General features: G+C 70.0%; 24 protein-coding genes. 13 read left to right on the forward strand and 11 right to left on the reverse strand.

The window, feature by feature from the left end; genetic code table 11:
- Positions 1–28: 28 nt before the first annotated feature.
- The 4 genes from IE302_RS24730 to IE302_RS24745 form a co-directional block, all read right to left on the reverse strand.
- Entirely contained in the window at positions 29–2308 is a 2280-nt protein-coding gene (locus tag IE302_RS24730) for an AAA family ATPase (RefSeq protein WP_191256835.1), read from the reverse strand.
- Positions 2309–2695: 387 nt separating this feature from the next.
- The gene (gene pssA, locus IE302_RS24735) at positions 2696–3667 is read right to left on the reverse strand and encodes a CDP-diacylglycerol--serine O-phosphatidyltransferase (RefSeq protein ID WP_191256836.1); all 972 of its coding nucleotides are present in this window, start codon (positions 3665–3667) and stop codon (positions 2696–2698) included.
- 3 nt (positions 3668–3670) lie between these two features.
- A complete protein-coding gene (locus tag IE302_RS24740; RefSeq protein ID WP_191256837.1) occupies positions 3671–4399 on the reverse strand; it encodes a phosphatidylserine decarboxylase in 729 nt (242 codons plus the stop codon).
- 477 nt (positions 4400–4876) lie between these two features.
- Positions 4877–5158: a GlsB/YeaQ/YmgE family stress response membrane protein gene (locus IE302_RS24745; RefSeq protein WP_191256838.1), complete on the reverse strand. Its 282-nt coding sequence runs from the start codon at positions 5156–5158 to the stop codon at positions 4877–4879.
- 80 nt (positions 5159–5238) lie between these two features.
- On the opposite strand from IE302_RS24745, the gene IE302_RS24750 reads away from it, so the two are divergent.
- Together IE302_RS24750 and IE302_RS24755 are read left to right on the forward strand one after the other, a co-directional pair.
- Complete coding sequence (locus tag IE302_RS24750) at positions 5239–5802, forward strand: ArsR/SmtB family transcription factor (protein ID WP_191256839.1); 564 nt, start codon at positions 5239–5241, stop codon at positions 5800–5802.
- Positions 5799–7043, forward strand: coding sequence for an MFS transporter (locus IE302_RS24755; protein WP_191256840.1), 1245 nt, complete (start codon positions 5799–5801; stop codon positions 7041–7043). The genes IE302_RS24750 and IE302_RS24755 overlap by 4 nt, the downstream gene beginning before the upstream one ends.
- A gap of 15 nt (positions 7044–7058) precedes the next feature.
- Here IE302_RS24755 and moeA read toward each other — a convergent pair whose 3' ends face one another.
- On the reverse strand, positions 7059–8252 hold the full coding sequence (moeA, locus tag IE302_RS24760) for a molybdopterin molybdotransferase MoeA (protein WP_191256841.1): 1194 nt from the start codon (positions 8250–8252) through the stop codon (positions 7059–7061).
- Positions 8253–8327: 75 nt separating this feature from the next.
- On the opposite strand from moeA, the gene IE302_RS24765 reads away from it, so the two are divergent.
- The 5 genes from IE302_RS24765 (at position 8328) to groL (ending at position 13351) form a co-directional block, all read left to right on the forward strand.
- Positions 8328–9005 carry a TIGR00266 family protein gene (locus tag IE302_RS24765; RefSeq protein WP_184896357.1) on the forward strand — a complete coding sequence of 226 codons (678 nt, stop codon included), beginning with the start codon at positions 8328–8330 and terminating at the stop codon, positions 9003–9005.
- Positions 9006–9009: 4 nt separating this feature from the next.
- A complete protein-coding gene (locus IE302_RS24770) occupies positions 9010–9633 on the forward strand; it encodes an AIM24 family protein (protein WP_005164264.1) in 624 nt (207 codons plus the stop codon).
- 114 nt (positions 9634–9747) lie between these two features.
- On the forward strand, positions 9748–9954 hold the full coding sequence (locus IE302_RS24775; RefSeq protein WP_005164266.1) for a cold-shock protein: 207 nt from the start codon (positions 9748–9750) through the stop codon (positions 9952–9954).
- 56 nt (positions 9955–10010) lie between these two features.
- Entirely contained in the window at positions 10011–11471 is a 1461-nt protein-coding gene (locus IE302_RS24780; protein ID WP_191256842.1) for a serine/threonine-protein kinase, read from the forward strand.
- A 251-nt stretch (positions 11472–11722) separates the two neighbouring features.
- Complete coding sequence (groL, locus tag IE302_RS24785) at positions 11723–13351, forward strand: chaperonin GroEL (protein ID WP_005164277.1); 1629 nt, start codon at positions 11723–11725, stop codon at positions 13349–13351.
- 380 nt (positions 13352–13731) lie between these two features.
- Here the strand turns inward: groL and IE302_RS24790 are convergent, their stop codons facing one another.
- Positions 13732–13956, reverse strand: a complete 225-nt coding sequence (locus tag IE302_RS24790; RefSeq protein ID WP_007033414.1) for a PspC domain-containing protein — start codon at positions 13954–13956, stop codon at positions 13732–13734.
- Between the two features lie 128 nt (positions 13957–14084).
- Here IE302_RS24790 and IE302_RS24795 point away from each other — a divergent pair, with 128 nt between their 5' ends.
- The 4 genes from IE302_RS24795 to IE302_RS24810 all read left to right on the forward strand — a co-directional run bounded on the left by IE302_RS24795 (position 14085) and on the right by IE302_RS24810 (position 17485).
- A complete protein-coding gene (locus tag IE302_RS24795; RefSeq protein WP_191256843.1) occupies positions 14085–14855 on the forward strand; it encodes a nucleotidyltransferase domain-containing protein in 771 nt (256 codons plus the stop codon).
- Positions 14855–15649 (forward strand): transporter substrate-binding domain-containing protein, encoded by a 795-nt coding sequence (locus tag IE302_RS24800; protein ID WP_191256844.1) that lies wholly within the window; start codon positions 14855–14857, stop codon positions 15647–15649. Before IE302_RS24795 ends, IE302_RS24800 begins: the two co-directional genes overlap by 1 nt.
- Before the next feature lie 77 nt (positions 15650–15726).
- Positions 15727–16419 carry an SCO2207 family protein gene (locus IE302_RS24805; protein ID WP_191256845.1) on the forward strand — a complete coding sequence of 231 codons (693 nt, stop codon included), beginning with the start codon at positions 15727–15729 and terminating at the stop codon, positions 16417–16419.
- 157 nt (positions 16420–16576) lie between these two features.
- Positions 16577–17485 (forward strand): M23 family metallopeptidase, encoded by a 909-nt coding sequence (locus IE302_RS24810; RefSeq protein ID WP_229907925.1) that lies wholly within the window; start codon positions 16577–16579, stop codon positions 17483–17485.
- A 66-nt stretch (positions 17486–17551) separates the two neighbouring features.
- On the opposite strand, the gene IE302_RS24815 is transcribed toward IE302_RS24810, so the two are convergent.
- A complete protein-coding gene (locus IE302_RS24815; protein ID WP_191256846.1) occupies positions 17552–18490 on the reverse strand; it encodes an o-succinylbenzoate synthase in 939 nt (312 codons plus the stop codon).
- 57 nt (positions 18491–18547) lie between these two features.
- Between IE302_RS24815 and IE302_RS24820 the strand changes: the two genes are divergently transcribed.
- On the forward strand, positions 18548–21376 hold the full coding sequence (locus IE302_RS24820) for an AfsR/SARP family transcriptional regulator (protein ID WP_191256847.1): 2829 nt from the start codon (positions 18548–18550) through the stop codon (positions 21374–21376).
- 120 nt (positions 21377–21496) lie between these two features.
- Here IE302_RS24820 and IE302_RS24825 read toward each other — a convergent pair whose 3' ends face one another.
- The 3 genes from IE302_RS24825 to IE302_RS24835 form a co-directional block, all read right to left on the reverse strand.
- The gene (locus IE302_RS24825) at positions 21497–22312 is read right to left on the reverse strand and encodes a DUF72 domain-containing protein (protein WP_191256848.1); all 816 of its coding nucleotides are present in this window, start codon (positions 22310–22312) and stop codon (positions 21497–21499) included.
- A 49-nt stretch (positions 22313–22361) separates the two neighbouring features.
- Positions 22362–23117 (reverse strand): DUF4253 domain-containing protein, encoded by a 756-nt coding sequence (locus IE302_RS24830; RefSeq protein ID WP_191256849.1) that lies wholly within the window; start codon positions 23115–23117, stop codon positions 22362–22364.
- A 242-nt stretch (positions 23118–23359) separates the two neighbouring features.
- Complete coding sequence (locus IE302_RS24835) at positions 23360–25006, reverse strand: DNA repair helicase XPB (protein WP_191256850.1); 1647 nt, start codon at positions 25004–25006, stop codon at positions 23360–23362.
- Positions 25007–25091: 85 nt separating this feature from the next.
- Here IE302_RS24835 and IE302_RS24840 point away from each other — a divergent pair, with 85 nt between their 5' ends.
- Positions 25092–25727 (forward strand): LppU/SCO3897 family protein, encoded by a 636-nt coding sequence (locus tag IE302_RS24840; RefSeq protein ID WP_191256851.1) that lies wholly within the window; start codon positions 25092–25094, stop codon positions 25725–25727.
- 10 nt (positions 25728–25737) lie between these two features.
- Here the strand turns inward: IE302_RS24840 and IE302_RS24845 are convergent, their stop codons facing one another.
- The gene (locus tag IE302_RS24845; RefSeq protein ID WP_191256852.1) at positions 25738–26697 is read right to left on the reverse strand and encodes an ABC transporter substrate-binding protein; all 960 of its coding nucleotides are present in this window, start codon (positions 26695–26697) and stop codon (positions 25738–25740) included.
- Positions 26698–26821: the final 124 nt, after the last annotated feature.

Here is a 26821-nt window from a genome sequence, read left to right on the forward strand (position 1 = left end):
GGCGCAAGGAAGGGGGCCTTCATGTACCTCAGACCTGAGCCTGCGCGTAGGACTCCAGGGCCGCGAGCTGCGCCGGGTCGAGCGACGGCCGCACCGTCTCCGCCGCCTTCGTCAGATGCGCGGCGGTGACCTCCTTGGCCTCCAGCGACTCCCGCATCGCGGTCAGCGCGGCCTCCCTGATCAGCGCCGCGCAGTCCGCCGCCGAGTAACCGTCCAAAGTGGCCGCATACGCCGCCAAGTCCACATCGGACGCTAGCGGCGTGTTCTTGGCGCTGGCGGCCAGGATCGCCTCACGCGCGTGCGCGTCCGGCGGCGGGACGTAGACGCGGCGCTCCAGCCGTCCCGGCCGCAGCAGGGCCGGGTCGACCAGCTCAGGGCGGTTCGTCGCGCCGAGCACGACGACCTCGCGCATCGGCTCGACCCCGTCCAGCTCGGTCAGCAGGGCCGCGACGACCCGGTCCGACACGCCGGAGTCCGAGGACTGGCCGCGGCGCGGGGCGAGCGCGTCGATCTCGTCGAGGAAGATCAGCGACGGCGCGGCCTCGGCGGCGCGGCGGAACAGCTCCCGCACCGCGCGCTCGGATTCGCCGACCCATTTGTCCATCAGTTCGGCGCCCTTGACCGCGAAGACGTTCAGCGCGCCGGTGCCCGCGAGCGCGCGGACCAGGAACGTTTTGCCGCCACCGGGCGGCCCGTACAGCAGCACGCCGCGCGGTGGATCGACGCCGAGGCGGGCGAACGAGTCCGGGTAGCGCAGCGGCCACAGCACCGCCTCGGTGAGCGACTGCTTGACGTCGGTCATGTTGCCGACGTCGTCGAGGGTCAGCCCGCCGGTGGCCAGATTGTCCGAAGTGGACATCGAGATGGGGCGGACGGTGGTCAGCGCGTCGAGCAGGTCCTGCTGGGAGATCCGCGGCTCGTCGGCCTCACGCTGCCGCAGCGCGGCGCGGAGGGCGGCGTCCCGGCGGAGCGCGATGAGGTCGGCGGCCACGAAGCCGGGGGTGCGTTCGGCGATCGGGCCCACGTCGACGCCGGACTCCAGCGGGGCTTCGCGCAGGAGTACGCGCAGCAGTTCCGTGCGGGTCTTCGCGTCCGGGAGCGGGAGGCCGAGTTCTCGGTCGAGCAGGTCGGCGGCGCGCAGCCTCGGATCGGCCGACTCGGCCCGCCCGGTGGTGGCGACGACGGCGAAACCCTTGTTGCGCAAGGCTTTGCGCAGGTCGTCGAGGACGACCGTCGCGAGCGGTGGCGGCTGGGACGCGGGGAGCAGTGAGTCGATGTCGGTGATCATCAGGACGGCGGGATCGTCGTCGCGGGTGGCCTGCTCGATCGCTTCCCGCAGCCGCGCGGCGGCCACGTTCGGGTCGAGGACGGCGATGTTCGGCGCCGCGATCGACACCACCCGCACCTTCTCGGCCTGGGCCACGGCGCGGACCAGCGTCGCCTTCCCGACGCCCTCCGGTCCGGACAGCAGGACCCCGAGATGCGCCGACGTCCCGAGCTTGGCCAGCAGTTCCGGGCGGTGGAACGCCAGGTCGAACCACTCCGCGAGCTTGCGCGCGGCCGATTCGGATCCGGCGAGATCCGACAGGGGCGGCACGGCCTCCTCGGCGACCTCGTCGATCTGCTCGTCTTCGACGATCTCGGCGTCGATGAAATCCTCGTGCGGGGTGGCGGGTGTGCTGCGGACCAGCGTCGTCCCGGCACGGGCCGGGGCGGTGGCGGGCTCGGCCTCGCCGGTGCGGGCGCCGTCGCGCCAGCTGACCACAGTGGACGGTCCGACGGCGACCGGGCCCGACGGCTCGGTCGCGGTGACGGTGAGCAGCTCGTTCGTCCACGTCATGCCGATGGCGCGGGAAAGCTGGCCGCGGACGGCGGGGACGTCGGAGCCCGGAGGGGGCGCGAGGTCCTGGGGGAGCAGGGAAACCGCGTCGCCGACGGTCAGCACCTTGCCGATCAGGGCGAGCCGCAGGGTGTGCGGGGAGAGCGACACGCTCGCGATCCGCGAGCCGGCCACGGTGACCGTCTTCGCGGCCGACACCTCCGCCGGCGCGACGACCACCTCCGAGCCCTCGGTCACGCCGAGGTTCGACATCGTGACGTCGTCGAGGAGGATCACGCCCGGGATCCCCGCCGCGTCCGACGGGGCGGCCAGCGCCGAGCTGACCCGCGCGCCGGTGACGCGGACCGCGTCCCAGGCCATCAGGCCGAGCGCGTCGAGGACTTCGGGGTGCAGCCGGACGACGCCGCGGCGGGAGTCCAAGGCGGACGGGGTGTGCCGGACGGTCAGCGTGATCTGGGGTGCGCTCACCCCGCCACCCTATCTACGCGGACCGTTCCCAGCGGTCGAAGGACAGGATCTCGCGGGCGGGTCGCCGGGGCGGCCGGGGCGAAGTCGCGCTGGGTCGTGTACGCGACGGCAGATGTCGCGCTCTGGGCGCGTTGCGAAAGCCACGTTCGCAACCTTCAACGTTGCGAACGTGGCTTTCGCAACGTCCGGGACCCGGCGGGCGGGTGAGCGATATTCGCGTTTGCCCCCAGGTTGTCCACAGGTTCACCCACTTGTGGACAAGTCCCGCTCCCCGCCCCCGTTTCCCCAGGCCCCGTCGGATACCCCCGATACGCTGGGCGCGGGGCCGTCCCCCAGGGACGGGCGGGGGGGCTGGGGGTGTGGGCTCGGCGGGAAATCGGCCGGGGATCAGCGTTTCCGGAGGCCGATTCGCCGCCATGAGCGGCGTCGCGGGCCCCGGCTGCCGTCCCGGTCCTTGTCGCTGGTGAGGGTGCGCGGAGCCCGCGCGACGTGCTGTTCGCCCCGCTGCAGCCGGACACGCTGAGCGGCACCGGCCACCACGCGCCGCAGCGGCGGGCGCAGGCCCAGCCGCCGCCTGCTCGAAGAACGCCGGATCGCGCGCCGTTCCCGCGGCGGCGCCATCCACGCCTCCGGGTGGCTGGCCAGCCAGCGCTGCCGGTACACCGAGTACGGGATGTGCGCCAGGTACAGCACCAGCGCGATCGCCAGCGCCACCAACGGGAACTGGATGATCGCGGCGGCCAGCAGGCCCACCCCGACCAGCAGCGGCGCGATCGCCTTCGGCGGCGCTTTCACGGTCTTCAGCGAAAGCGTCGGGATCCGGCTGATCAGCAGCGCGGCGACGGCGATCGTCCACACCCACACCGTGTACTGGTGCGACCACCAGCCCTGCCCGAACTGCAGCTCCAGGATCAGCGGCAGCATCGCCAGCAGGCCACCGGCGGGCGCGGGCACGCCCACGAAGAACTCACCCGCGTACGGCGGCTGCTCGGTGTCCTCGATCAGCGTGTTGAACCGCGCCAGCCGCAGGATCATGCAGACCGCGAAGATCAGCGACGCCACCCAGCCGATCCGCTCGCCCTCCGCGTGCCACACGTACAGCACCAGCGCGGGCGCGACACCGAACGAGATGCCGTCGGACAGCGAGTCGAGCTCCTGCCCCATCTTCGACGTCGCGTCCAGCAGCCGCGCGATCCGGCCGTCCAGGCTGTCGAGCACCGCGGCGATCCCGATCGACGCGATCGCCATCGGATAGTTGCCGATCAGCGCGAACTGCACCGACGACAGACCGGCGCACAGGGCGAGCACCGTGATGGCGTTCGGCAGCAGCCGGACACCGGGAGTGGTCACGCGGACCATGGATCAGCCTTCCGGGTGCGGCGCCGCGGGCAGCTCCGCGATCGGGGTCTCGCCGCCGATCGTGCGCTGGCCCTTCGAGACGAGCACCTTGCTGCCCGGCGGCAGGTACAGGTCGACTCGCGAGCCGAAGCGGATGATGCCGTACGTCGCGCCGACGACGGCCTTGTCACCCTCGCGGATCTCGCAGAGGATGCGCCGCGCCACCAGGCCGGCGATCTGCACCACGACGAGCTCGTGGCCGTCTTCGGTGCGCATGAGCACGGAGTTGCGCTCGTTGTCCTCGCTCGCCTTGTCCAGGTCCGCGGACAGGAACTTCCCGGGCCGGTACGCGACCCGTTCGATCACGCCCGACGCCGGGATCCGCTGGACGTGCACGTCGAACACCGACAGGAACACGCTCACCCGCATCCGCGGTTCGGCGGGCAGCCCCAGCTCGGGCGGCGGCACGGCCTCCTCGATCAGCGAGACCAGACCGTCGGCCGACGCGACCGCGAGGCCGGACTGGGCGGGCGGGACGCGCTTGGGCTCACGGAAGAACGCGGCCGTGGCGGCCGTCGCGAGCGCGCCGACGACACCGAGGCGCTTGGAGAACTTCCGCAGCACCAGTGTCGCGGCGAGACCGCCGAACACGAACGGCCTGCCGGCCGGGTGCATCGGCGGAACGGTCTCGCGGGCCAGCTTCACGGCGTGCGCGAGGGGGTTACCAGTGGCTTCCGGCCGGTTGCCGCTCATTGGTCGGGTTCACCGCAGTTCGTGTCGGGGGGTCGGGACAGGAAGAGCCACCACGCTACCGCCCTGTCCGGGGCCGGGCCGTGGCCTCCCCCGGAAGGGTTTCCCCGGGCCGGGTGGGAGGGACCACATCCCGGTAACGGAAGGTGGAAATAAGCGATAACTCTAGGTAATTGATGCCGATAGCCGACCTTGAGGACCCGCGAATGCCCGCCAGCCCGGACCCCGCAGGCGAGCGACTCGCCGAGCTGTTCCGAGCCTGGAAGAGGGACATTTCGGCGGCGCCCATGCCTTCACTCGTCGACCCCGTCCGCGCCGCCTCGCTGATCGCCGAAGCGCGGGCGTCCGGACGCATATGCCCCCCGACGGCACATGCGCCCGGCCGCGGCCGCTGGAACTGAGCGAACGTCCCACTCTAGTGCGCCGAACGCCGATGATCACCGGTCGCGAGTAAACCGTTACCAACGGTTACTCCGCTGGTCATCGGCGATATGAGTCGTTCCGCCCGGAGCCGCGCACCAGCCGCAGCAGGGCGAGCAGCACGATCGAACCGAGAATGGCGACGCCGAAGCTGGGGAAGTCGAATTCGAAGGACCGCTCGGTGCCCGTCGCGAGCCGATAGAGGAAACCGCCCAGCGCCGCGCCGAGCACGCCGACCAGGATGCTGAACAGGCAGCCGCCCCGCCGGTCCGGGCCGCCCACCACGACGTTGGCCAGCCATCCGGCGATGGCGCCGAACACGATCCACGAGAAGAAACCCATACCCCGAGGCTACCGACCCGGATGGAGTAGCGCACAACGACACTTGTACAAGAACTCTTGTGCAACTACTGTTGTGCGTCATGGCCGACCGTGAAGTCCACGAAATCCACGATTCCAAGGTGCTCGCCGCGATGTCGCACCCGCTGCGCCGCCGCCTGCTCGACGTCCTCCGCCTCGACGGCCCGTGCACGGCGTCCGTGCTCGCCGAGCGGACCGGGCAGGCGGTCGGGAACGTCAGTCACCACCTGAAGGTGCTGGCCGCCAGTGATCTGGTCGAAGAAGCTCCGGAGCTCGCCCGCGACCGGCGTGAGCGCTGGTGGCGCCGGGTGGGATACGCGGTTTCCTGGTCGCCGTCGGACTTCCCCGACGACCCGGTCGCGGCCGCCGCCGAATCCCTTGCCCTCGAACGCCAGGTTTCCATGGCGCGCCAATGGTTCGCGGAGCGCGAGACCTACCCCGAGGAGTGGCATCGCGCCGCCTTCGCCACCGACAGCTGGGCGAAGATGTCCGTCGCCGAACTGGCCGAACTGGAGCAGAAGGTCCATGAGCTGATCAAGTCCTACAGCGGTCGTGAGCTCCCCGACGACGGCCAGGAACGCCGTCCCGTCTTCATCTCCACCCGAGCCGTCCCGGCCCGGCCGTGAGCGTCCGCGAACGCGGCGGATTGCTGCGTTCCCGCGACTTCCGGCTGCTGTGGACCGGCGAGACGACCAGCGTGCTCGGCAGCTCCATCGCCGTCGTCGCGTTGCCGCTCGTCGCGGTGGTGGCCCTCCAGGCGAGCACGTTCGCCGTCGGCCTGCTGACCGCGGCCGCCTGGCTGCCGTGGCTGCTGATCGGCCTGCCCGCCGGCGCCTGGGTCGACCGGTGGCCGAAACGGCCGATCATGCTGGCGTGCAACACCTTCTCCATGCTGGTGTTCCTGAGCGTCCCGGTCGCCGCGTGGTTCGGCCTGCTCACGATGACCCAGCTGCTCGTCGTCGCGTTGGCGGGCGGCGCCGCGAAGGTGTTCTTCAATGTCGCGTACCGCGCGTACCTGCCTTCGCTGGTCGACAAGGAACAGCTTCAGGAAGCCAACGAAAAGCTGCAGGGCAGCGAATCCGCCGCGCAGATCGGCGGACCGGGGCTGGCCGGTCTGCTGGCGCAGGGGTTCGGCGCGGTCACCGGGGTGCTCGCCGACGCCGTCAGTTTCGGGATCTCGGCGCTGTGCCTGCGATCCATCCGGTACCGCGAGCCCGAACGCCCGGCGAAGACGCGTTCGCGGCTGCGGGACGAGATCCGCGACGGCCTCGCTTTCGTCGTCCGCGACCCGTACTTGCGTGTCTTCGCGGTCTTCGGCGCTGTCTCGAACGTCGCGCTCATGGGCTACCAGTCGATCGAGGTCGTGTTCCTCGTCCGCGATCTCGGCGTGGGAGAGGGGACCGCCGGGCTCGTGCTCGCGCTCGTCGGCGCGGGCGGCATCTTCGGCGCCGCGTTGTCGGGCAAACTCGCCGCGCGGATCGGCACCGCGCGCGCCTTCGTGCTCTGCGAGGGCGCCGGATCGCTGATGATGGTGCTGGGCCCGCTGGCGAACGGCGGCTGGGGACTCGCCTTCTTCGTCGTCGCCGGATTCTCGATCAGCGCCGGGGTCGTCGGCTCGAACGTCCTCAACGCCACCTTCAAACAGCGCTACGTCCCGGCGGAGATGTTCGGCCGGGTCACCGCGAGCATGTCCATGCTGAGCCTCGGCGCGATCGCGCTGGGCGGTCTGCTCGGCGGGCTCCTGGGGGAGATCGCCGGCGTACGGCAGACGCTCGCACTGATGGCCGGACTGGAGGTCGTCGCCGTCTTCGCCCTGCTGTTCACGCCGGTCGGCCGTCGCCGCGATTTCCCGGAGGATCGCGTTTAGCCCGCTAAACGCAGGTCAGAGCAGGAGGACGTCGACCTCGTCGCCCTGCTCCGCCGAGTCGACGTCCTCCGGCAGCACGATCAGGCAGTTCGCCTGCGTGAACGACGCCAGCAGATGCGAGCCCGGCCCGCCGCGCGGTCCGACGATCCCGGTGACCTCGCCCTCGGAATGCGTGTAGAAGCCCCGCCGGAACTGCCGCCGTCCGGCGGGGGACTTCATCGCCTCGGTCAGCCGGGCCCGCACCTTCTGCCGGTCCACGCCCGTATGCCCCATCGCCGCGAGCAACGCCGGCCGCAGGAACGCTTCGAACGAGACGAGCACGCTCACCGGGTTTCCGGGCAGCGTCACCACCGGCACGCCGTTCCACCGGCCGCAGCCCTGCGGCCCGCCCGGCTGCATCGCGACCTTCCGGAACTCCACGCCCTGCCCGGTCAGCGCGTCCTTCACCACTTCGTACGCGCCCGCGCTGACCCCGCCCGAGGTCACCAGCAGATCGACGTCCGCCAGCCGCGGCTCGATCGCCGCGCGGAACTCGTCCACGTCGTCGACGACACTGCGCACGACCTCCGCCTCGCAGCCGAGCGAGCGGATCGCGGACGCCAGCATGATGCTGTTCGACTCGTAGATCTGCCCGTGCCGCAACGGTTCCGGCGCGTCGACGAGTTCGGTACCGGTGGACACGACGAGCACCTTCAACGGCCTGCGCACGGGGACCTCGGCGAGTCCGACGGCCGCCGCGAGCCCCAGTTGCGCCGGGCCCAGCACCGTCCCGGCCGAAAGCGCCAACGTGCCCTCGACGACGTCTTCGCCCTTGCGCCGGATGTGCGCGCCCAGGACGGCTGTCCTGAGAATCCGGACGTCTGTCACACCGCCGTCCGTGTGCTCCACCATCACCACCGCGTCGGCGCCGGGCGGCAACGGGGCGCCGGTCATGATCCGGTGAGCGGTACCCGGCTCCAGCTTCGCGATCTCGACCCGGCCCGCAGGGATGTCGTCGGCGACCGGCAGCGTCACCGGAGCGTTCGAGACGTCCTCGGCGCGGACGGCGTACCCGTCCATCGCGGAGTTGTCGAACGGCGGCAGCGAAACCCCCGCGAGGACGTCCTCGGCCAGGACGAGCCCGGCGGCGGAGGCGAGCGGGAGGCGGATGACGGGGGCGTTTCCGAGCAGGCCGGTGACGGTCTCACGGTGGGCGTCGACGGAGATCACCGGACCATCCTCCCGCCTCGGGCCCCGCGTGCAACACTCTGCGCGTCACAACGAACCACCCGGGGAGAAGAAGACATGCAGGTTCAGATTCGTCACCAGCCGTCGTTCGCGGTGGCGAGGCTCATGCTCGCGCCCGGCGAGCCGGCGCAGGTCGAGTCCGGCGCGATGATGGCGACGAGCTATGGCGTGCAGGTCCAGTCCCAGGCGCAGGGCGGCATCATGAAGGGCCTCGGCCGCGCCTTCCTCTCCGGCGAGTCCTTCTTCATCTCCACCTACACCGCCCCACAGAACGGCGGCTGGGTCGACGTCGCCGCGAACCTGCCGGGCGACATGCAGGTCATCAACCTCGACGGCCGCACCGGCTGGTGCGTCACCCGCGGCTCGTGGCTCGCGTCCTCCCACAGCGTGCAGACCGAGACCAAATGGGGTGGGCTCAAGAACCTCGTCGGCGGCGAGGGCGGCTTCCTGACCCACGCGACGGGACAGGGCCCGCTGGTCGTGGCCTGCTACGGCGCGCTGGAGACGGTCACCCTCCAGCAGGGCGAGGTGATCACCATCGACACCGGGCACGTCGTCGCGTTCGCCGACACCGTCCAGTACCAGATCCGCAAGGTCGCCACCGGCGTCATCCAGTCGATGAAGAGCGGTGAAGGCCTCGTCTTCGACTTCGCCGGGCCGGGCCAGTTGCTCACCCAGACCCGCAACCCGTCGGCGCTGTCCGCCTGGGTGATCGCCCAGGTCCCCGCCCGCTGAGCGCATGCGCGTCCAGACGAGGCACACCCCGAACTTCGGGGTCGCACGCGTGCTGTTGTCCCCCGGCGAGGCCGTCCAGGCCGCCGGGGACACCATGCTGGCCAGCAGTTTCGGCATCACCGAAACCGTGCCCGCGCGCGGCGGCTCCCGGGCGGGCAAGGCGGCCCCGTCGGTGTTCAACGCGCCCGAGGGCGGCGGCTGGATCGACTTCGCGCCGCTGACCGCCGGGGACGTCTACCCGCTGGAATTCACCGGCGGCGCGGGCTGGTGCGTGAGCCGGGACGCGATCCTCGCCCGGCCGGCGACCATCCGGCAGGACCCCGGCTGGGCACCGCTGCAGAAGCTCTTCGGCGCGGACTCCGGCTTCCTGGAGCACTACAGCGGGAGCGGTCCGCTCGTCCTGGCCGCGCAAGGCCCGGTCGACGCCTTCGAACTCACCGCGGGCGAACTCGTCACCGTGCGGCCGGACTTCCTGCTCGCGTATCCGGACACCGTGCAGTGCCGTCTCCGCGCCGTCGACCAGTCCGGACCGCAGTCGGTCCGGACCGGCGAGGGGCTCGCGCTCGACTTCGCAGGACCAGGACGCGTCCTCGTGCAAGCGCGCAATAGGCGGCTTTCTCGCGGGTGACCTTGGGACGAATTGAGCATTGCCGACGCCGGTAATTCGGGTAGCGTGAACTGCACTTCAAACCGCCGACCGGGGCAGACGAGGGCGGCGGGTCCCGTGCTGAGGGAGGGCGCCGTGGCAGTCGGCACCGTCAAGTGGTTCAACTCGGAAAAGGGCTACGGATTCATCGAATCCACTGAAGGGCCCGACGTCTTCGTCCACTACTCGGCCATTCAGGCCGATGGATTCCGGACGCTCGACGAGGGGGATCGCGTGGAATTCGAAGTCCAATCCGGCCGTGACGGGCGGAGTCAGGCTGCGGACGTACGCAAGGTCTCATAAGAGGACTTCGGGCGACCCCCGGCGGCCTCGGGAACTGGCGCGTTAGGCTGCGCTGCGTGACAGGCGATGAGTCGGGGGACCTGACCGGTCGCCGGCTGGGCAACTACCGCATCGACGGTGTGCTCGGCAAGGGCGGCATGAGCGTGACCTACAAGGCCACGGACGTGCGGCTCGGACGCAAGGTGGCACTGAAGGTCATCGGTGATCACCTCGGGGCCGACGCCGAGTTCCGCGAACGCTTCGTCGACGAAGCGCGGAACACGTCCGCGATCGACCATGCCAACGTCGTGCCCTTGTACGACTTCGGCGAGCTCGAAGGCATGCTCTACATCGCCATGCGGATGGTCGACGGCGGGGACCTCGCCGGGCTGATCTCCGGTGGACCGATCGCGCCCGCCCGCGCGCTGACCATGCTCGACCAGGTCGCCGACGCGCTCGACACCCTGCACAACCGGGGTCTCGTGCACCTCGACGTCAAACCGGCGAACGTCCTGGTCACCAGCAAGGAGACCTCACGCGAGCACGTCTACGTCGCCGACTTCGGCCTGACCCGCCGCGGCGCCACCGGCCACCGCACCCGCGGCGGCGACTTCCTCGGCTCGCCGACCTACGCGGCCCCCGAGCACCTGCGCGGTGAGCCGCTCGACGGCCGCACCGACCAGTACGCGCTCACCTGTGTCCTCTACGCCTGCCTGACCGGCAGCCCGCCCTTCAAGGGCGACGTGCAGACCGTCATCAAGGGGCATCTGAACGGCGAGCCCCCGGCCATCTCGCGGATCGTCGGCCTGCCCGCCGGGATCGACGAGGTCGTCCGGAAGGGAATGGCGAAGAATCCCGCCGATCGCTACCCGAACTGTGTTGAGATGATCGCGGCCGCCAGGCGTGCCCTGGGTCCGCTCGCGACGTCGAACGAGCCCCCGGGCCCGCCCGGGCAGGCGGCGGCCGCGACCGTCCAGCAGGCGGTACCGCAGCAAGCGCCACGGCAGAACACGCCGCCACAGGGAGAGGGGGGCCCCGTGCACCCGTACGGAGGACAGCAGCCCGGCTACGGCCAGCAGGGACCGCAGGGTCCCCCGCCGCAAGGCCCGCCCCCGCAGGGCCCGCCGCCCGGCTACGGCCCGCCGCCCCAGCAGGGTGGCTTCCAGCAGGGCGGGTTCCAGCAAGGCCCGCCCCCGGGGTACGGCCCGCCGCCGCAGCAAGGCGGTTTCCAGCAGCAGGGTGGCTTCCAGCAGGGCCCGCCGCCGGGGTACGGCCCGCCGCCGCAACAGCAGGGCGGTTTCCAGCAGCAGCCCAAGAAGGGCGGCGGCGCCAAGTGGATCTGGATCATCGTCGGCGTCCTCGTGGTCGCGGGCGCGATCGTGGCGGCGATCTTCATCTTCGGTGATTCGAGCAGCGGCAACGGCCCGCAGACCACCGCGCCGAACATCCCGGTCGGTCCCGGCAACTCGCAGTCGCAGGCCCCGGGTACGTCGGGGAAGGCTCCGCCGACGTCCATCTCGATCAAACCGAGCAGCTGACACGTCACCCCCTCTCACCTGCGGTTCTTGCACTCGACCCTGGAGAGTGCTAAACACGGCATTGGCACTCGACGCCGTCGAGTGCCAGGCAGGCGGTCACCGACCGCCCGCCTGAAGGTCGGGACGGTGAGGCCGCACCCTGAGAACGGGTGGGTCGTCCGTCGCGGGCACCGAGCCTGGCCGAGGAAGAGTCCTGCCGCCGCGCTGTAGTAGGCGTGCGGCGGCGCCCAATACCGGAGGACCACACCGCAATGGCCAAACTGATCGCGTTCGACGAGGACGCCCGCCGCGGTCTCGAGCGCGGCTTGAACACCCTCGCCGAAGCCGTCAAGGTGACCCTCGGCCCGCGGGGCCGGAACGTCGTGCTCGAAAAGAAGTGGGGCGCGCCGACGATCACCAACGACGGTGTCTCCATCGCCAAGGAGATCGAGCTCGAGGACCCGTGGGAGAAGATCGGGGCCGAGCTCGTCAAGGAAGTTGCCAAGAAGACCGACGACGTCGCGGGTGACGGCACCACCACCGCCACCGTGCTCGCCCAGGCTCTCGTCCGCGAGGGTCTGCGCAACGTCGCCGCCGGGGCCGACCCCATCAGCCTGAAGCGTGGCATCGAGGCGGCCGTCGAGGCCATCACCGAGCAGCTGCACAAGGCCGCCGTCCAGATCGAGACCAAGGAGCAGATCGCCGCCACCGCGTCGATCTCCGCCGCAGACCGCACCATCGGCGAGCTCATCGCCGAGGCGCTGGACAAGGTCGGCAAGGAAGGCGTCGTCACCGTCGAGGAGAGCAACACCTTCGGGCTCGAGCTGGAGCTCACCGAGGGCATGCGCTTCGACAAGGGCTACATCTCCGGTTACTTCGTGACCGACCCGGAGCGTCAGGAAGCCGAGCTCGAGGACCCGTACGTCCTGCTGTTCGGTTCCAAGATCTCCACCGTCAAGGACGTCCTGCCGCTGCTGGAGAAGGTCATCCAGTCCGGCAAGCCGCTGCTGATCATCGCCGAGGACGTCGAGGGCGAGGCCCTGGCCACCCTCATCGTCAACAAGATGCGCGGCACCTTCAAGTCCGTCGCCGTCAAGGCCCCGGGCTTCGGTGACCGCCGCAAGGCGATCCTGCAGGACATCGCGATCCTGACCGGTGGCCAGGTCATCTCCGAGGACGTCGGCCTCAAGCTGGAGAACGCGGACCTTTCCCTCCTGGGCAAGGCGCGCAAGGCCGTCATCACCAAGGACGAGACCACCATCGTCGAGGGTGCGGGCGACGCCGACCAGATCCAGGGTCGCGTCAACCAGATCCGCGCCGAGATCGACAACTCGGACTCGGACTACGACCGCGAGAAGCTCCAGGAGCGTCTGGCGAAGCTGGCCGGCGGCGTGGCCGTCATCAAGGCCGGTGCCGCCACCGAGGTCGAGCTGAAGGAGCGCAAGCACCGCATCGAGGACGCGGTGCGCAACGCCAAGGCCGCCGTCGAAGAGGGCATCGTCGCCGGTGGTGGCGTCGCTCTCATCCAGGCCGCCGAGGCCGCCTTCGCCGGTCTGAAGCTCGAGGGCGACGAGGCCACTGGTGCCAACATCGTCAAGGTCGCCGTCGAGGCGCCGCTCAAGCAGATCGCGATCAACGCCGGCCTCGAAGGCGGCGTCGTGGCGGAGAAGGTCAAGTCCCTCCCGCAGGGACACGGCCTCAACGCCGCCACCGGTGTCTACGAGGACCTGCTCGCCGCCGGCGTGCCGGACCCCACGAAGGTCACCCGCTCCGCGCTGCAGAACGCCGCTTCCATCGCGGCGCTGTTCCTGACCACCGAAGCCGTCGTGGCGGACAAGCCGGAGAAGGCCTCGGCCGCTCCCGCCGACCCGTCCGGTGGCATGGGCGGCATGGACTTCTGAGTTCGAGCCCGTAACACCGGAAAGCCCGGACGCGCCTCGCGCGTCCGGGCTTTTCCTTTGTGGAGGTGGGTGTGTGGGCGCCGGTACCGCATCGGCCGGGGTGGTCGTGAGTGGTAAGTGTCGTTCTAACGTCACTTACCACTCACGACCACCTTGCCCGACGCGGTACCGCCGCTTGCCTGCTCGCTGTCCGTGAAGGTCGAGTTTCCTCGGCTGAGCCGCGTGAAGGGGGCCTTCACGCGCACCCGTCGTGACGTGCCCTCCTGCGGTCGGTGAAGGCAAAGCGAAAGGCCCGGACATCCCCATGTCCGGGCCTTTCGTCCATCCCCCTGCCCCCTTGGGCGGACGCCGCGTCCCCTGCGCGCGACGTCCGCCCTCGATCAGGATTCGCCCGGTTGCTCCGGAGTCAGGAGCCAAGCGGCGGCGTAGAGCGGGATCGCGAAACCGGCGGTGAAGAACACGCCCGCCACGAGGGCGATGCGCAGGATCGCGGCGTCGACGCCGAGGTAGGCGGCCCAGCCGCCGGCGACGCCCGCGAGCATCTTGTCGGTCCGGCTGCGGTAGAGCTTCTTGGTGGCCTGAGGGGTGTACACGCTGTTCGTCATGGATCGATGTTCGCCCGGGACCGACCCTCGGCACATCGGGGAACGGCCCTGGGGCGACCCTGGAATCCGACCCTGAGGAGCCGAAAATCGGATGCCCGGCGCGTGTCCCCGCGGGTATGACTTCTGGGGTGAAACACGACAGCCCCGAATTCGCCGCCATCGCCGAGCAGGGCACGATCCTGCGCTGCCAGGTCGGGTCCGGGCTGCACGGCACCGCCGTGCTCGGCCAGGACGACCGGGACGAGCTCGGCATCTGCGTCGAGCCGCCCAGCCACGTGATCGGCCTGAAGCGGTTCGAGCAGTACATCTTCCGCACGCAGCCGGAAGGCGTCCGGTCCGGTCCCGGCGACCTCGACCTGACCGTCTACTCGCTGCGCAAGTGGATGCGCCTGGCGCTCAACGGGAACCCGACCGTCCTGTTGCCGTTGTTCGTGCCGGAGAGCGAGATCGTCGCGATCGACGAGCTCGGCGCCGAACTGCGCGAGAACGCGCACCGGATCGTCTCGCGCGTCGCGGGCCTGAGGTTCCTCGGCTACTCCCGCGCCCAGCGCGACCGGATGCTGGGGTTGCGCGGCAAGGCGGGAAGGGCGGAGCTGATCGAGAAGTACGGCTTCGACACGAAGTTCGCCATGCACATGGTGCGCCTCGGCGTGCAGGGTGTGGAGCTGCTGGAGACCGGGCGGATCACGCTCCCGGTGCCGGAACCGTGGCTGGGCTGGCTTCGTGACCTGCGACAGGGCAGGAAGACCCGCGACGAAGCGCTGGAGGCCGTCGAGTCTCTTGAGCACCGGCTCGACGAGCTGGTGCGCGGGGCGTCGCCGCTGCCGGAGGAGCCGGACACCGGCTGGGTCGACGCTTGGCTCGTGCAGGCCTACGTAAGGGCGTGGAAGATGCCTTGATGACGATCAAGGCGAAAACGCTCACGTTCGGTATCGCGGTGCTGACCGTGCTGGGAATCGGCACGGCCAGTGCCGCGCCCGAGGACCATGGCGCGCGGAGCAGGCTCGACGTCGTCCAGGCGCGCGGGGAGATCCGCGTGTGCTCGACGGGGGACTACCGCCCCTTCACCTATCGCGACGCGGCAGGCGTGTGGAGCGGGATCGACATCGAGCTCGCGGGCGACCTGGCCGGGCGGCTCGGCGTCCGGCTTCAGCTGGTCCAGACCACTTGGAAGGCCATTGCCGACGACATCGGGCGGAAGTGCGACCTCGCGATGGGTGGTGTGTCGGTGACCCTGGACCGGGCGAAGAAGGGGTTCTACACCGTTCCCTACCTTCGGGACGGCAAGACGCCGATCACCTTGTGCGAGAACGAAAAACGATTCCGGACGCTGGAGCAGATCGATCAGCCCGGCGTCCGGGCGATCGTGAATCCGGGTGGTACCAACGAACAGTTCGCCGATGCCAACCTCAAGCGGGCGACCATCATGCGGCATCCTGACAACAACACGATCTTCGCCGAGATCATGGCCGGGCGGGCCGACCTGATGATCACGGACGCGACCGAAACCCGTTGGCAGGCAAAGCAAAATCCGCGGTTGTGCGCTGTGCATCCCGAAGAGCCGTTCACTTTCTCGGAGAAGGCGTACCTGCTGCCGCGGGACGTCGTGTTCAAGGAATGGACCGACCAGTGGCTGCATCTCGCGCTGAACGACGGCACCTACGCGCGGATCGCGAAGCCGTGGCTCGGCTGAAATCGGTTTGAACCACTTTCGTTATCCGGCCGTATCCCTGGATGTGGGTGAGGAGGAACCAGACCGGAGGAACACGGATGATGAACAGCGCCGGGAAACACCGCAAGCGAGCGACGATCGGCATCGCGTCCGTCCTCGGGGTGGCCGCGATCGCCGCGGCGATGTTCGCGGTCAGCACACCGGACGGGCAGGCCGCGGAAAGCTGCCAGGGACTCGACACCGCCCTCCGGAACAACCTCAACTTCATCGCCGGTCAGCAAGCGAAGCCGGACGCACTTTCCGAAGCGCGGATCGCGAACCGGCAGGCCGTCGTCGACCTCATCCAGCAGCGCCGCCAGACCGCCGGGTGCACCGAGGACGTGCAAGCCGATGGCGGGAAGCAGGAGCGGAACCAGGCCGCCGACGAGGCCGAGAAGGCCGCCGAAAAGGACGCCGGGATGAACGATGCCATGGCGGGCGAGGACGAGGCGGCCGAGCAGAAGGACGAAGCGGCCGGGGAGGACGCGGCCGCGGGTGGGGGCGGCGAGGTCGTTTGCCAGGGCTCCACGGTGACGCTCTCCGGCGAGGGCGGCGCGCCCGCCGCGTCCAGCGGTGAGTTCCCCGCGGGCACCAAGCTGAAGGTGACGAACCTGGACAACGACAAGTCCACGACCGTCGAGGTCACCGGCACTTCCGGCAGTTGCGCGCTGCTGAACAACGCGGCCTTCGAACAGGTCCGCGAACCGGGGAAGTTCCTGATCCGCCGGGCCACCATCGAGCGGGTCGGCTGAACCACCCGCACCGGAACGGGGAAGGCGCGGACGTATCCGGTGCGGCGACGACACGAGTCCTCCCGGTCCCCTCGGCCGGGAGGGCTCGTGGCCGTTTGTATCTCGCTTGTACGCCCTTTCGGGACGCTTCTCGCGAAACGCCGAGAAAGGACATCCGATGAGATTCAGACGAGTGGTCACCGCGGCCGCCACCGCCTTGCTGGGCATGGCCGGGCTGGCGATCACCGCGACGTCGGCCGAAGCCGCCGTCGGGCCGCGTCCCAACTTCCAGCTCCCGTTCCCCTGCAACCAGGTGTGGAACGGCGACAACGACAACAGCAGCGCGCACAAGGCCTACGAAATCGACTTCAACCGCGGCAGTTCCGCCGGAGCGGACCTCGGTGACACCGTCGTCGCGGCGGCCGCGGGCAAGGTGGTCATCTCGGCACACCAGGGTTCGGACAACGGCTTCGGCAACCTGGTGAAGATCGACCACGGTGGGGGATGGTCGACCTACTACGCGCATCTGAAGGTCCGCTCGGTCGCGCTCAACGCGCAGGTCGCGCAGGGGCAGAAGATCGGCGAGGTCGGCAACACCTCCAAGCCGGGCAACAACATCAGCCCGCACCTGCACTACGAGGTCCGCACCAACGACTCCTCGTGGCCGAGCAACATCAAGCCCGCGTACTTCAACGGCGTGAAGTTCGGCTACCCCAACGCCAACGTGACCTCCAAGAACACGTGCAGCGGCAGCGGGAACCCCAACCCGTACGACGCCGTCGAGGTGTGCGGCGACGGCTACAAGGTGATCGACTCGCAGGCGCTCGGCAGCGCCGCGACCACGTACCTGCTGTACAACAGCACGAACAAGAACAACTGCGTCACCACCATCAAGTCCACCTCGGTGGGTGCGGCCAGCGCGGTTTCGGCCTTCCTCGAAGTGGAAGGCTCGGCCAGGAAGACCGACTCGGGCAGCTTCGAGTACTACGCGGGTCCGGTGAGCGCGGCCGCCGGCGCGAAGTGCGTCAGGTGGGGCGGCTCGGCGGGTTCGTCCAGCTACGAATCACCGCTTGAACACTGCGGCTGACCCTGTCCCCAACGCGCAATGAAGGACGCTTTCATAGCAAAATTTGCTATGAAAGCGTCCTTCATTTCACGAGAGGTGGGCGCGGACGCGGGTGAAGCGGTCTTCCCAAGCCGCCCGGACGTCCGGGGCGGCGGCGTGAGCGGCCAACAGATCGGGAGCAGGAGCCTGACGCGGCACCGGCAGTCGTCCGTCCACAGGGGACAGTGAGTCGGCGCAGACGTCCCCCGTCAGCAAGGACATCGTGCCCAGTCCGCAGGCGAAGTCCAAAGTGGGCAGTGCGCCCGCGAGCGCCAGCCCGGCGGCGAGCCCGACGCTCGTCTCGACGGCGGAGGACACCACGCACGGCAGGCCGCAGGCTTCGGCGACCTCCAGCGCGCGCCGGACCCCGCCCAGCGGCGCGACCTTCAGCACGGCGACGTCGGCCGCTCCCGCCACGGCCACCTTGAGCGGGTCTTCGGCCCGGCGGATCGATTCATCCGCGGCGATCCGCACCCCGACCCGGCGCCGGACGTCGGCCAGTTCTCCGATCGACGGGCACGGCTGCTCGGCGTACTCGAGCCCGCCCGCCGCGCGGTCCAGTTCGCCGATGGCCTTGACCGCGGTGTCCACGTCCCAGGCCATGTTCGCGTCGACGCGGATCGCGCCCGCGGGCCCCAGCGCCGCCCGCACCGCCTCCACCCGGGCGCAGTCCTCGGCGAGGCTCACCCGGGGGTCGGCGACCTTGACCTTCGCCGTGCGGCAGCCCGACGCGGACACGAGTTCGTACGCCTTCTCCGGCGACACCACCGGGACGGTCGCGTTCACCTCGACGCTCTCCCGCACCGGCGACGGCCACCCGCGCTCGCTCGCTTCCAGCGCGGACGTGAGCCACGGCGCGCTTTCGGCGTCCGAGTAGTCGGAGAACGGGCAGAATTCGCCCCAGCCCGCTTCGCCGCGGATCAGCAGTCCTTCACGGACCGTGATGCCGCGGAAGCGCGTGCGCAAGGGGATCGAGTAGACGTCCATCGACACCGATCATGCCACCGGCGGAATCACGTGCCGTTTCACCCGATTACGGACAGAATGAGCGGCGTGGCACTCGACTTTCGCGTGCTGGGACCCACCGAGGTCACGGCGGACGGGCTGCCGGTGCCCTTGGGCGGCAGCAGGCCGCTCATCGTGCTGGCGGGCTTGTTGCTGCGCGCGAACACGGTCGTGTCGGTCGAGGAGCTGGGCCGCTGGCTGTGGCCGGACGATCGGCGGCGCTCCAAGGGCGCCCTGCAGACCTACGTCCTGCGGGTCCGGCGCGCGCTCGGCGACGAGGTCGTCCTCCGCACCGAACGCGGCGGCTACCTGCTCGAACTCGACGAAAACCTGCTGGACCTCGCCCGTTTCCGCGCGCTCGCCGCGGCGGGAGCGGAGGCCGCGGGGGACGGTGACCTCCGCCAGGCGGCCGATCGGTTCGCCGCCGCGCTGTCCGAATGGCGCGGCCCGGCGCTGCAGAACGTTCACTCCGAAGCGCTGCTCCGGGACGAAGCCGACCAGCTGGGCGAGGAGCGGCTACGCGTGCGCGAGCAGTGGGCGGACGCGCTCATCGCCCTCGGCGACCACGCCACCGTCATCCCCGAGCTGACCCGGTTGTGCCGGGAGAACCCGCTTCGGGAGCGGCTGCACGAGCAGCTCATGCTCGCGCTCTACCGCTCCGGCAGACAGGCCGAGGCGCTGAACGTCTACCGCCGGATCGGCGCGGTGCTGGCCGAAGAACTCGGCCTCGACCCCGGCGCGTCGCTGCAGCGGGCGCACCAGGCGATCCTGACCGGCGAAGAGTCCGTCGAGACCACATTGGACTCCGAGCTGACGCGGTACCGGCTCGGCACCGAACCGCTGATCCCGCGTCAGCTCCCGGCGGATCTCCGGGTGTTCTCCGGCCGTCAGCGCGATCTCAAGGCCCTGCACGGACTCGTCCCGGAGGCGCTGGACACCGAGCGGTCGACGTCCATCGCGTCGATCGAGGGCATGGGCGGCATCGGCAAGACGACCCTCGCCGTCCATTTCGCGCACGAGGTCGGGGACCGCTTCCCCGGCGGCCAGGTGTACCTCAACCTGCGCGGATACGGTCCCGGAGAACCCGTCGAAGCCGCCACGGCGCTGGAGACCATGCTCGTTTCCGTCGGCGTCCCCGCCGACCGGATCCCCGCCGACGTCGACGGCCGCGCGGCCACCTGGCGCAGCTACAGCGCGGGCCGCCGGATGCTGATCCTGCTCGACAACGCCGCGAGCACCGAGCAGATCCGGCCGCTGCTGCCCGGCCCCGGGTGCCTGGTGGTGGTGACCAGCCGCTGGCAGCTGCAGGCGCTCGTGGCGACCCACGGCGCGCGGCGTGTCGCACTGGAGGAACTGCCGGACGAGGACGCGATCGCCCTCGTCGCTTCGACGATCGGGCTGGACCGGGTCGCCGAGGATCCCGAGGCCACCGAACGATTCGTCCGGTACTGCGGCGGGCTGCCGCTGGCCATCCGGATCCTCGCGGTGCGGGCGGCGCAATTCCCGGACCTCCCGCTGCGGGAGTTCGTCCGGCTGCTGGAAGCCGAACAGGACAGGCTGGGGTCGTTCGACCTCGCCGACGGCGACGAGACGAACATCCGGGCCGTCTTCTCGTACTCGTACCGGGCGCTCGACGAACGGGCCGCGCGGATGCTGCGGCTGCTCGGCCTGCCCACCGGTGGCGATTTCAGCGTGCCTGCGGCCGCGGCGGTGGCCGGGGTCGACATCGCCGAAGCGCACGCGGACCTGGCGAAACTGACCTCCGCGCATCTGATCGCGCGGTCCAGACCAGGCCGCTACCAGTTCCACGACCTGATCCGCGCGTACGCGGCCGAGCTGTCGGCGAAGGTCGACGGGCCCGAGGCGCGGACGGGGGTGCTGGACAGGCTGCTCCACGCGTCGCTGGCGTCCGCGCTGAACGCGTCGAGACTCTTGCGTTCGGACCGGCACTACCGGCTCGTCGAGCCGGAGCGGTTCGACGGCGCGGGCCTGAAGTTCGGGCACTACGAACAGGCGCTGGACTGGTTCGACGAGGAGGCGGGAAACCTCATCGCCGCGGTGAACGTCGCCTACCGCGAGCGGCGGTTCCGGGAGTGCTGGCAGCTGGCGTGGCTGCTCCAGTCGTACTTCATCGTGCGGGCCCGGCTGGAGGACTGGCGTTCGGTGTTCGGCGTGGCGCTCCGCGCGGCTCGCGATCTGGAGGACCGCCCGGGCGAGGCCGCCATCCTCAGTGGACTCGGCGTGGCCTGCGGGGTCGCCCGCCAGTACGACGACAGCATCGTCTACCTCAAGCAGGTCGTCGAACTGCAGCGGCAGGTCGGGGACCGGCAGGGGGAAGCGCGGGCTCTCTACAACCTGACGCTGGCAACCCAGGACCCCGACACGGGGTGGGAGTACGGGACGCGCGCCTTGCGGCTCATCCGGGAGAGCAACGTCGGCGCCGGTATGGAGGCCAGCGCGTTGCAGGCCCTCGGTGACATCTGCACCCAGGCCGGCCGCTTCGAGCAGGCGCTCGACTTCGCCGACCAGGCCTTGGCGCTGGAGTCGCACGCGCTCCCCGACGAAGCCCGCTTCACCTTGCACACCAAGGGGACCGCACTGGTCGGGCTCGGCCGCCAGGACGAGGGCATCGCCTGCATGCGGCGGGCCGTCGAGATGTTCTTCGCCCACGGCGAGCTTTACGAGGCGGCCGACGTGCTGGCCCAGCTCGGCGGAATCCATCTGCGGTTCGGCGATCCCTCGTCGGCGCGGGAATGCTGGCTGCGTTCGGTGCGGGTGCTGACCGAACTCTCGCATCCGGACGCCGAGGACGTCCGGACGAAGCTCGCGTCGCTCGTCGGTGAAGCCGTCAGAGCCGAGCAGGCGTGAGTGAGGCCACGGGCGCCCGGCGTGCCGACCCCCAGTCGCAGCACGCGAGTACGCCCGTGACCTCGCGCGCCACTTAACAGGACACCGCTCACTGTGCGCTGACTGTGCAGCTCGCGCGGTTCACGACAGGAGTTTCGCGAGCGCGATCGCGTTCTTCGGGGCCTCGGCCTCGACGTCGTTGTCGAAGTAGACGTACGTGTCGCGACCCCAGCCTTCGATTCTGCGGGCCCACCGCTTGAGCGCCTTCTCGCCGTAGCCGCTGACGTACAACTCCTCCGCACCGTGCAGGCGGACGTACGCGAAGTCTTCGCTCGTCATCTCGTCGACGAACGGGAACTTCCCGGCTGTGTCGGCGACCACGAGCGCGATGCCGTGCTCGCGGAACAGCTCGATGCTCTCGGGTTCGGCGAAGCTCGGATGCCGTACTTCGAGGGCGTGCCGGAGCTTCCGGCGAGGCTTCGCGTCGGTGTGCGCTTCGGCCTTCAGCTTGTCGTCGTGCCCGCTCGCGAGCTTGGCCGCGGCGTGACTGGTGCGCGGGAGGAGCTTGAAGAACGCCTCGACGCGCTCGGCGTCGAACTCCAGCCGCGGCGGCAGCTGCCAGAGGATCGGCCCCAGTTTCCGGCCGAGCGCCAGCACGCCGGACGCGAAAAAGTTCGACAGCGGCGTTTCGACGTCGCGCAGTCGCTTCTGATGCGTGATGAAACGGCCGCCCTTGACGGCGAAGACGAAGTCGTCCGGTGTCTGCCCGGCCCACGCCCGGTATCGCTCGGGACGCTGCAAGGAGTAGAACGTGCCGTTGATCTCGGCCGAGTTCATCCTGCTCGCCAGGTACTCCAGCTCGCGCCGCTGCACCAGCCCGCGGGGATAGAAGTCCCCGCGCCAGGACGGGTAGCGCCAGCCCGAAGTGCCGATCCTCAGCTCCGCGACGTCGATCACCGCCTTCCGGTGCCCTGATTCCCCCTCTCGCTCCGGCGCAAACGCCCGCTCACGCCCACGAGAACCGCCACCGGCGGGTCTGGACCAGGCTGGAGGCGAACTCGCGCAGATTGCCCGGCTGACCGGCGAACGACGACAGACAGAACGAACGGTGCTCGGCGGCGACGGTGAGCGCCCGGCCCTGGGTGCGCGGCGGCGCGGCCACCGACAGCTCCATCGAGTCGAAGCCCAGCACCGTGAGCGTGGCGCCGAAGCGGTCTTCCCAGCTGCGCAGGACCGCGGACAGCTCGTGGACCTGATCGGTCGCCTTGATCATGCCCGTCCAGCCGAGGATCGCCGGGATGTCGGCGGGCCGCTCGGTCTGCACCAGCGCGAGCCGGTGCTGCCCGCGCGCGGCCAGGATCGACCCGGTGTTGCCCGCCTCGGCCAGCGGATCCGCCCGGCGCGACGGACGACGCGCGAGACCGGGGAACTTCGCGCCGAACGGGCGCAGGCAGGCGCCGTCGCAGCACGAGGTGTCCCACCAGCGGGCCAGTACCTCGGCCGGGTCCACCGAGGAGATCCGGTGGTCGGCCGGGGCGAGCCTGCCGCGGTCGTCGATCCAGTCCTCGCCGTTGGCCGCGAACCGCTGGTCGTGCGGGATCAGCACCGGCCACAGCCCGGACCGGTCGAACTCGGCGACACAGCCGGTGTAGCGCTCCGGCCTGGCCAACGGCAGGTCGGAAACCCAGATCCGGCCGTGCCAGCGGCCGGGCGGCAGGGTCTGGACGGGCGGCGTGCCTGGTCGGAACGGTGCGATCGTCATCGGCTTCCCCTCGAACTGGTGTTCGGTCAACTCTACCCGAACACTAGTTCGAAGCACTGACAGTTTTCGATACCCCGTTTGCGGGATCTCGCGGTCGGCGTCCCACCCGTCCCTGGTGTCACATCGGTCCCGGCAGCACCGTCCACAGTGGAGCTTGAGCGTTGACGCTCCCCGCGTTTCGTCCTCTGAATGCGGTTTTTCGCGTGCGCAAGAACCGCATCCAGAGGACGAAACGCGCGGGGCTACATCGGGCGCAGCAGGTCGTCCGCGTCCACGATCCGGTACGCGTAGCCCTGTTCGGCCAGGAACCGCTGCCGGTGCGCCGCGTACTCGGTGTCGACGGTGTCCCGCGAGACGACCGAGTAGAAGTGCGCCTGCCGCCCGTCTCCCTTGGGGCGCAGCAGCCGTCCGAGCCGCTGGGCCTCCTCCTGCCGCGAGCCGAACGTCCCGGAGATCTGGATCGCGACCGAGGCCTCCGGCAGGTCGATCGAGAAGTTGGCGACCTTCGAAACGACCAGCGTCCTGATCTCGCCGCGCCGGAACGCGTCGAACAGTTCCTCGCGTTCCTTGTTCCGCGTGGCACCCTGGATCACCGGCGCGTCCAGTTCGTCGCCGATCATCTCCAGCTGGTCGAGATAGGCCCCGATGACCAGCGTCGGCTCGCCCGGATGCCGGTCCACCAGGGATTTGATCACCTTGGTCTTGGTGTCCGCGGTCGCCGCCAGTTTGTACCGCTCCTCGGCTTCGGCCGTCGCGTACGCGAGCCTCTCGGCGTCGGTCAGCGTCACCCGGACCTCGGTGCATTCCGCCGGCGCGATCCAGCCCTGCGCCTCGATGTCGCGCCACGGGACGTCGTACCGCTTCGGGCCGATCAGGGAGAACACGTCGCCTTCGCGGCCGTCCTCGCGCACCAGGGTCGCGGTCAGCCCCAGCCGCCGCCGCGACTGCAGGTCCGCGGTCATCCGGAACACCGGCGCGGGCAGCAGGTGGACCTCGTCGTAGACGACCAGGCCCCAGTCGCGCGAGTCGAACAGGTCCAGATGCTTGTACTCGCCCTTGGTCTTGCGCGTGACCACCTGGTAGGTCGCGATGGTGACCGGCCGGATCTCCTTCTTCTCCCCGGAGTACTCGCCGATCTCCTCCTCGGTGAGCGAGGTCCGCGCGACCAGCTCCCGCTTCCACTGCCGTCCGGCGACGGTGTTCGTCACCAGGATCAGCGTCGTCGCCTTCGCGTGCGCCATGGCCGCGGCGCCGACCAGGGTCTTGCCCGCGCCGCACGGCAGCACGACGACGCCGGACCCGCCCGCCCAGAACGCCTCCGCGGCCTTGCGCTGGTAGTCGCGCAGCTCCCAGTCGTCCTCGGCGAGGTCGATCGGATGCGCCTCACCGTCCACGTAACCGGCGAGGTCTTCCGCGGGCCAGCCGACCTTCAGCAGCGCCTGCTTGAGCCGTCCGCGTTCGGAGGGGTGCACGATGACGGTGTCCTCGTCGATGCGCGCGCCCAGCATCGGGCTGATCTTCTTGTGCCGGAGGATCTCCTCCAGCACCGCGCGGTCGATGGTCGACATGACCAGGCCGTGCGCCGGGTGGTTGGCGATCTGCAGGCGCCCGAACCGGCCCATCGTGTCCACGATGTCGATGAGCAGCGGCTGGGGCACGGGGAACCGCGAGTACGTCGTCAGCGCGTCGACGACCTGTTCGGCGTCGTGGCCGGCCGCGCGGGCGTTCCACAACGCCAGCGGCGTGATCCGGTAGGTGTGGACGTGCTCGGGCGCGCGTTCCAGCTCGGCGAACGGCGCGATGGCGATCCGCGCGTCGTCGGCCTGGCTGTTGTCGACCTCGAGCAGGACGGTCTTATCGGACTGGACGATCAGCGGGCCATCGGTCACATCCTCCTTTATACGTTCCGGCCCCACCGGCTCCCGTCGCGGCACCGCTGGTGGAAGGATGTGCGGCAGGTGACTGGAGGGGACCTTGACGACTACACCGACCGGCGGGACACCCGAGTACGACCCGTTCAACGCGCCGGCCCCGATGCCCGCGATGCCGGAGGCGGGGCCGCCGACGCCGTTCCCGAAGCCGGCGCCGCTGAGCGTCCTGGCCAGGGTCTCGATCGTGCTGGGCGTCGTCGTCGCGCTGGGCGTGGGGAGCCTGGTCGCCTGGGGGATCTCGCAGGCGGGCAAATTCGCCACGGTCGAGGCGGGGAAGTGCCTGTACCTGAGCGACGAGGCGGGCGGTGCCCAGAGCTACACGACCGCCAGCTGCACGTCGAACCGCGCGACCTTCCGCATCGACGAGGTGCGCACGGGCTCGTCGGAATGCCGCGATCCGGACTACGTCCAGTTCGAGCTGTACGGGAGTTCGTCCGCCAAGCGGGCCGAAAAGACGCTCTGCCTCGCGCTGAACGTCGAGACCGGGGACTGCCTGCGCGACGTCGTGCACGAGACGCGGATCGCGAAGGTCCGCTGCACCGACATCAGCGCGGAGGCGCGGGCCGTGGTGACGCGGGGAGCGTCGGAGGCCGCGTGTGCGTCGGACGACACCGAGCTGCACTACACCGGGCCGCCCGAGCGCACGGTGTGCCTGAGGCCGACCGGTGAGAACATCTAGGCGAGAACAGCTAGGAGCGCGGCACCATCGACTGGACGTCGAGCCGGGCGCCGATCATGCCGGAGTTGTGCATCAGGTCGGCGACCCGCTGCAGCCGGATGCCGTTGAGGGAGACCGGGTAGGACCCGAGCGAGATCAGGGACGCCGTGGTCCGGTCGATGTCGGAGAACGACGGCAGCGCGTCGCGGACGGTGACCGGGTCCGCGGCCCGCACCTGCGCCTCGCCGAGCACTTCCCGGAAGGCCGCGAGCGTGCGGGCGTTGCCCTGGCCGAAGGCGCCGGTCGAAACGTAGGACGACATCGGGAAGTCGAGCGTCGCGCCGCGGGCGCCGTCGGCGAGGATGCTCGCCCCGAGTTCCTTCTCGGCCCTGGTGATGTACGGCTCGACCATCCACGCGGCGTCGACCTCGCCCGCCTGGAGCGCCTGCGGCATCCGGTCGAACGGGTTCTGCTTGAACTGGATCCGGTTCACGTCGACGCCCGCGGTCCCGAGTACCGAGCGGGCCACGAGCACGCCGGTGTCGTCGAGCATGTTCACCGCGATCTTCGGTGACTTCTTGAGCGTCGGCTCGGTGTAGTCGGAACCGGGAAGTGTGACGAGCGCCATGGTGTTGCGGCCGGCGGTGTAGGCCTCGCCCTGCAACTGCAGCGCGGTCCCGGCCGCGGCGGCGCGGAAGATGGAGACGTCGCTCGCGAACGCCAGGTCGATCTCGCCCGCGGAAAGCTTGCCGATCGCCTGGTCGGCGGGGACGTCGACGAGGGTCACGGACAGGCCGGCGGCGGTGAATTTCCCGGCGGCCACGGCGACCCGCAAAGGCGCCGTGTCGATGGGGCTCCCGACACCGATGCGCAGTTCCGTCCGTTCGAGTGGCGCGTCGGTGCTTGCGTCACCATCGGAAAACACTCCGCAACCGGCCGTCGCCAGCAGAGCCGCTACCAGCGGAATCGCCAAGACGCGCATCTTCGTCACCGCTCACCTACCGAGAGAATGTGCTCCTCCTTCTGGATCGTATGGTCCGGGCCCCATACGATCGCGTGCGGGAGACGCCGGATTGCGCGGCTTTCGATCGTTCTCGAACCTTGTTACTCTACAG

It is taken from the genome of Amycolatopsis oliviviridis, from assembly GCF_014654365.1.
Lineage (GTDB): Bacteria > Actinomycetota > Actinomycetes > Mycobacteriales > Pseudonocardiaceae > Amycolatopsis > Amycolatopsis oliviviridis.

What these genes read in the sequence shown, in the direction of transcription:
- pssA (WP_191256836.1), bottom strand. Translation starts at nt 3,667, where the DNA reads ATGGTCCGCGTGACCACTCCCGGTGTCCGGCTGCTGCCGAACGCCATC.
- IE302_RS24750 (WP_191256839.1), top strand. Translation starts at nt 5,239, where the DNA reads ATGGCCGACCGTGAAGTCCACGAAATCCACGATTCCAAGGTGCTCGCC.
- groL (WP_005164277.1), top strand. Translation starts at nt 11,723, where the DNA reads ATGGCCAAACTGATCGCGTTCGACGAGGACGCCCGCCGCGGTCTCGAG.
- IE302_RS24820 (WP_191256847.1), top strand. Translation starts at nt 18,548, where the DNA reads ATGAGCGGCGTGGCACTCGACTTTCGCGTGCTGGGACCCACCGAGGTC.
- IE302_RS24790 (WP_007033414.1), bottom strand. Translation starts at nt 13,956, where the DNA reads ATGACGAACAGCGTGTACACCCCTCAGGCCACCAAGAAGCTCTACCGC.
- IE302_RS24810 (WP_229907925.1), top strand. Translation starts at nt 16,577, where the DNA reads ATGAGATTCAGACGAGTGGTCACCGCGGCCGCCACCGCCTTGCTGGGC.
- IE302_RS24765 (WP_184896357.1), top strand. Translation starts at nt 8,328, where the DNA reads ATGCAGGTTCAGATTCGTCACCAGCCGTCGTTCGCGGTGGCGAGGCTC.
- IE302_RS24745 (WP_191256838.1), bottom strand. Translation starts at nt 5,158, where the DNA reads ATGGGTTTCTTCTCGTGGATCGTGTTCGGCGCCATCGCCGGATGGCTG.
- IE302_RS24740 (WP_191256837.1), bottom strand. Translation starts at nt 4,399, where the DNA reads ATGAGCGGCAACCGGCCGGAAGCCACTGGTAACCCCCTCGCGCACGCC.
- IE302_RS24770 (WP_005164264.1), top strand. Translation starts at nt 9,010, where the DNA reads ATGCGCGTCCAGACGAGGCACACCCCGAACTTCGGGGTCGCACGCGTG.
- IE302_RS24830 (WP_191256849.1), bottom strand. Translation starts at nt 23,117, where the DNA reads ATGACGATCGCACCGTTCCGACCAGGCACGCCGCCCGTCCAGACCCTG.
- IE302_RS24800 (WP_191256844.1), top strand. Translation starts at nt 14,855, where the DNA reads ATGACGATCAAGGCGAAAACGCTCACGTTCGGTATCGCGGTGCTGACC.
- IE302_RS24815 (WP_191256846.1), bottom strand. Translation starts at nt 18,490, where the DNA reads ATGGACGTCTACTCGATCCCCTTGCGCACGCGCTTCCGCGGCATCACG.
- IE302_RS24805 (WP_191256845.1), top strand. Translation starts at nt 15,727, where the DNA reads ATGATGAACAGCGCCGGGAAACACCGCAAGCGAGCGACGATCGGCATC.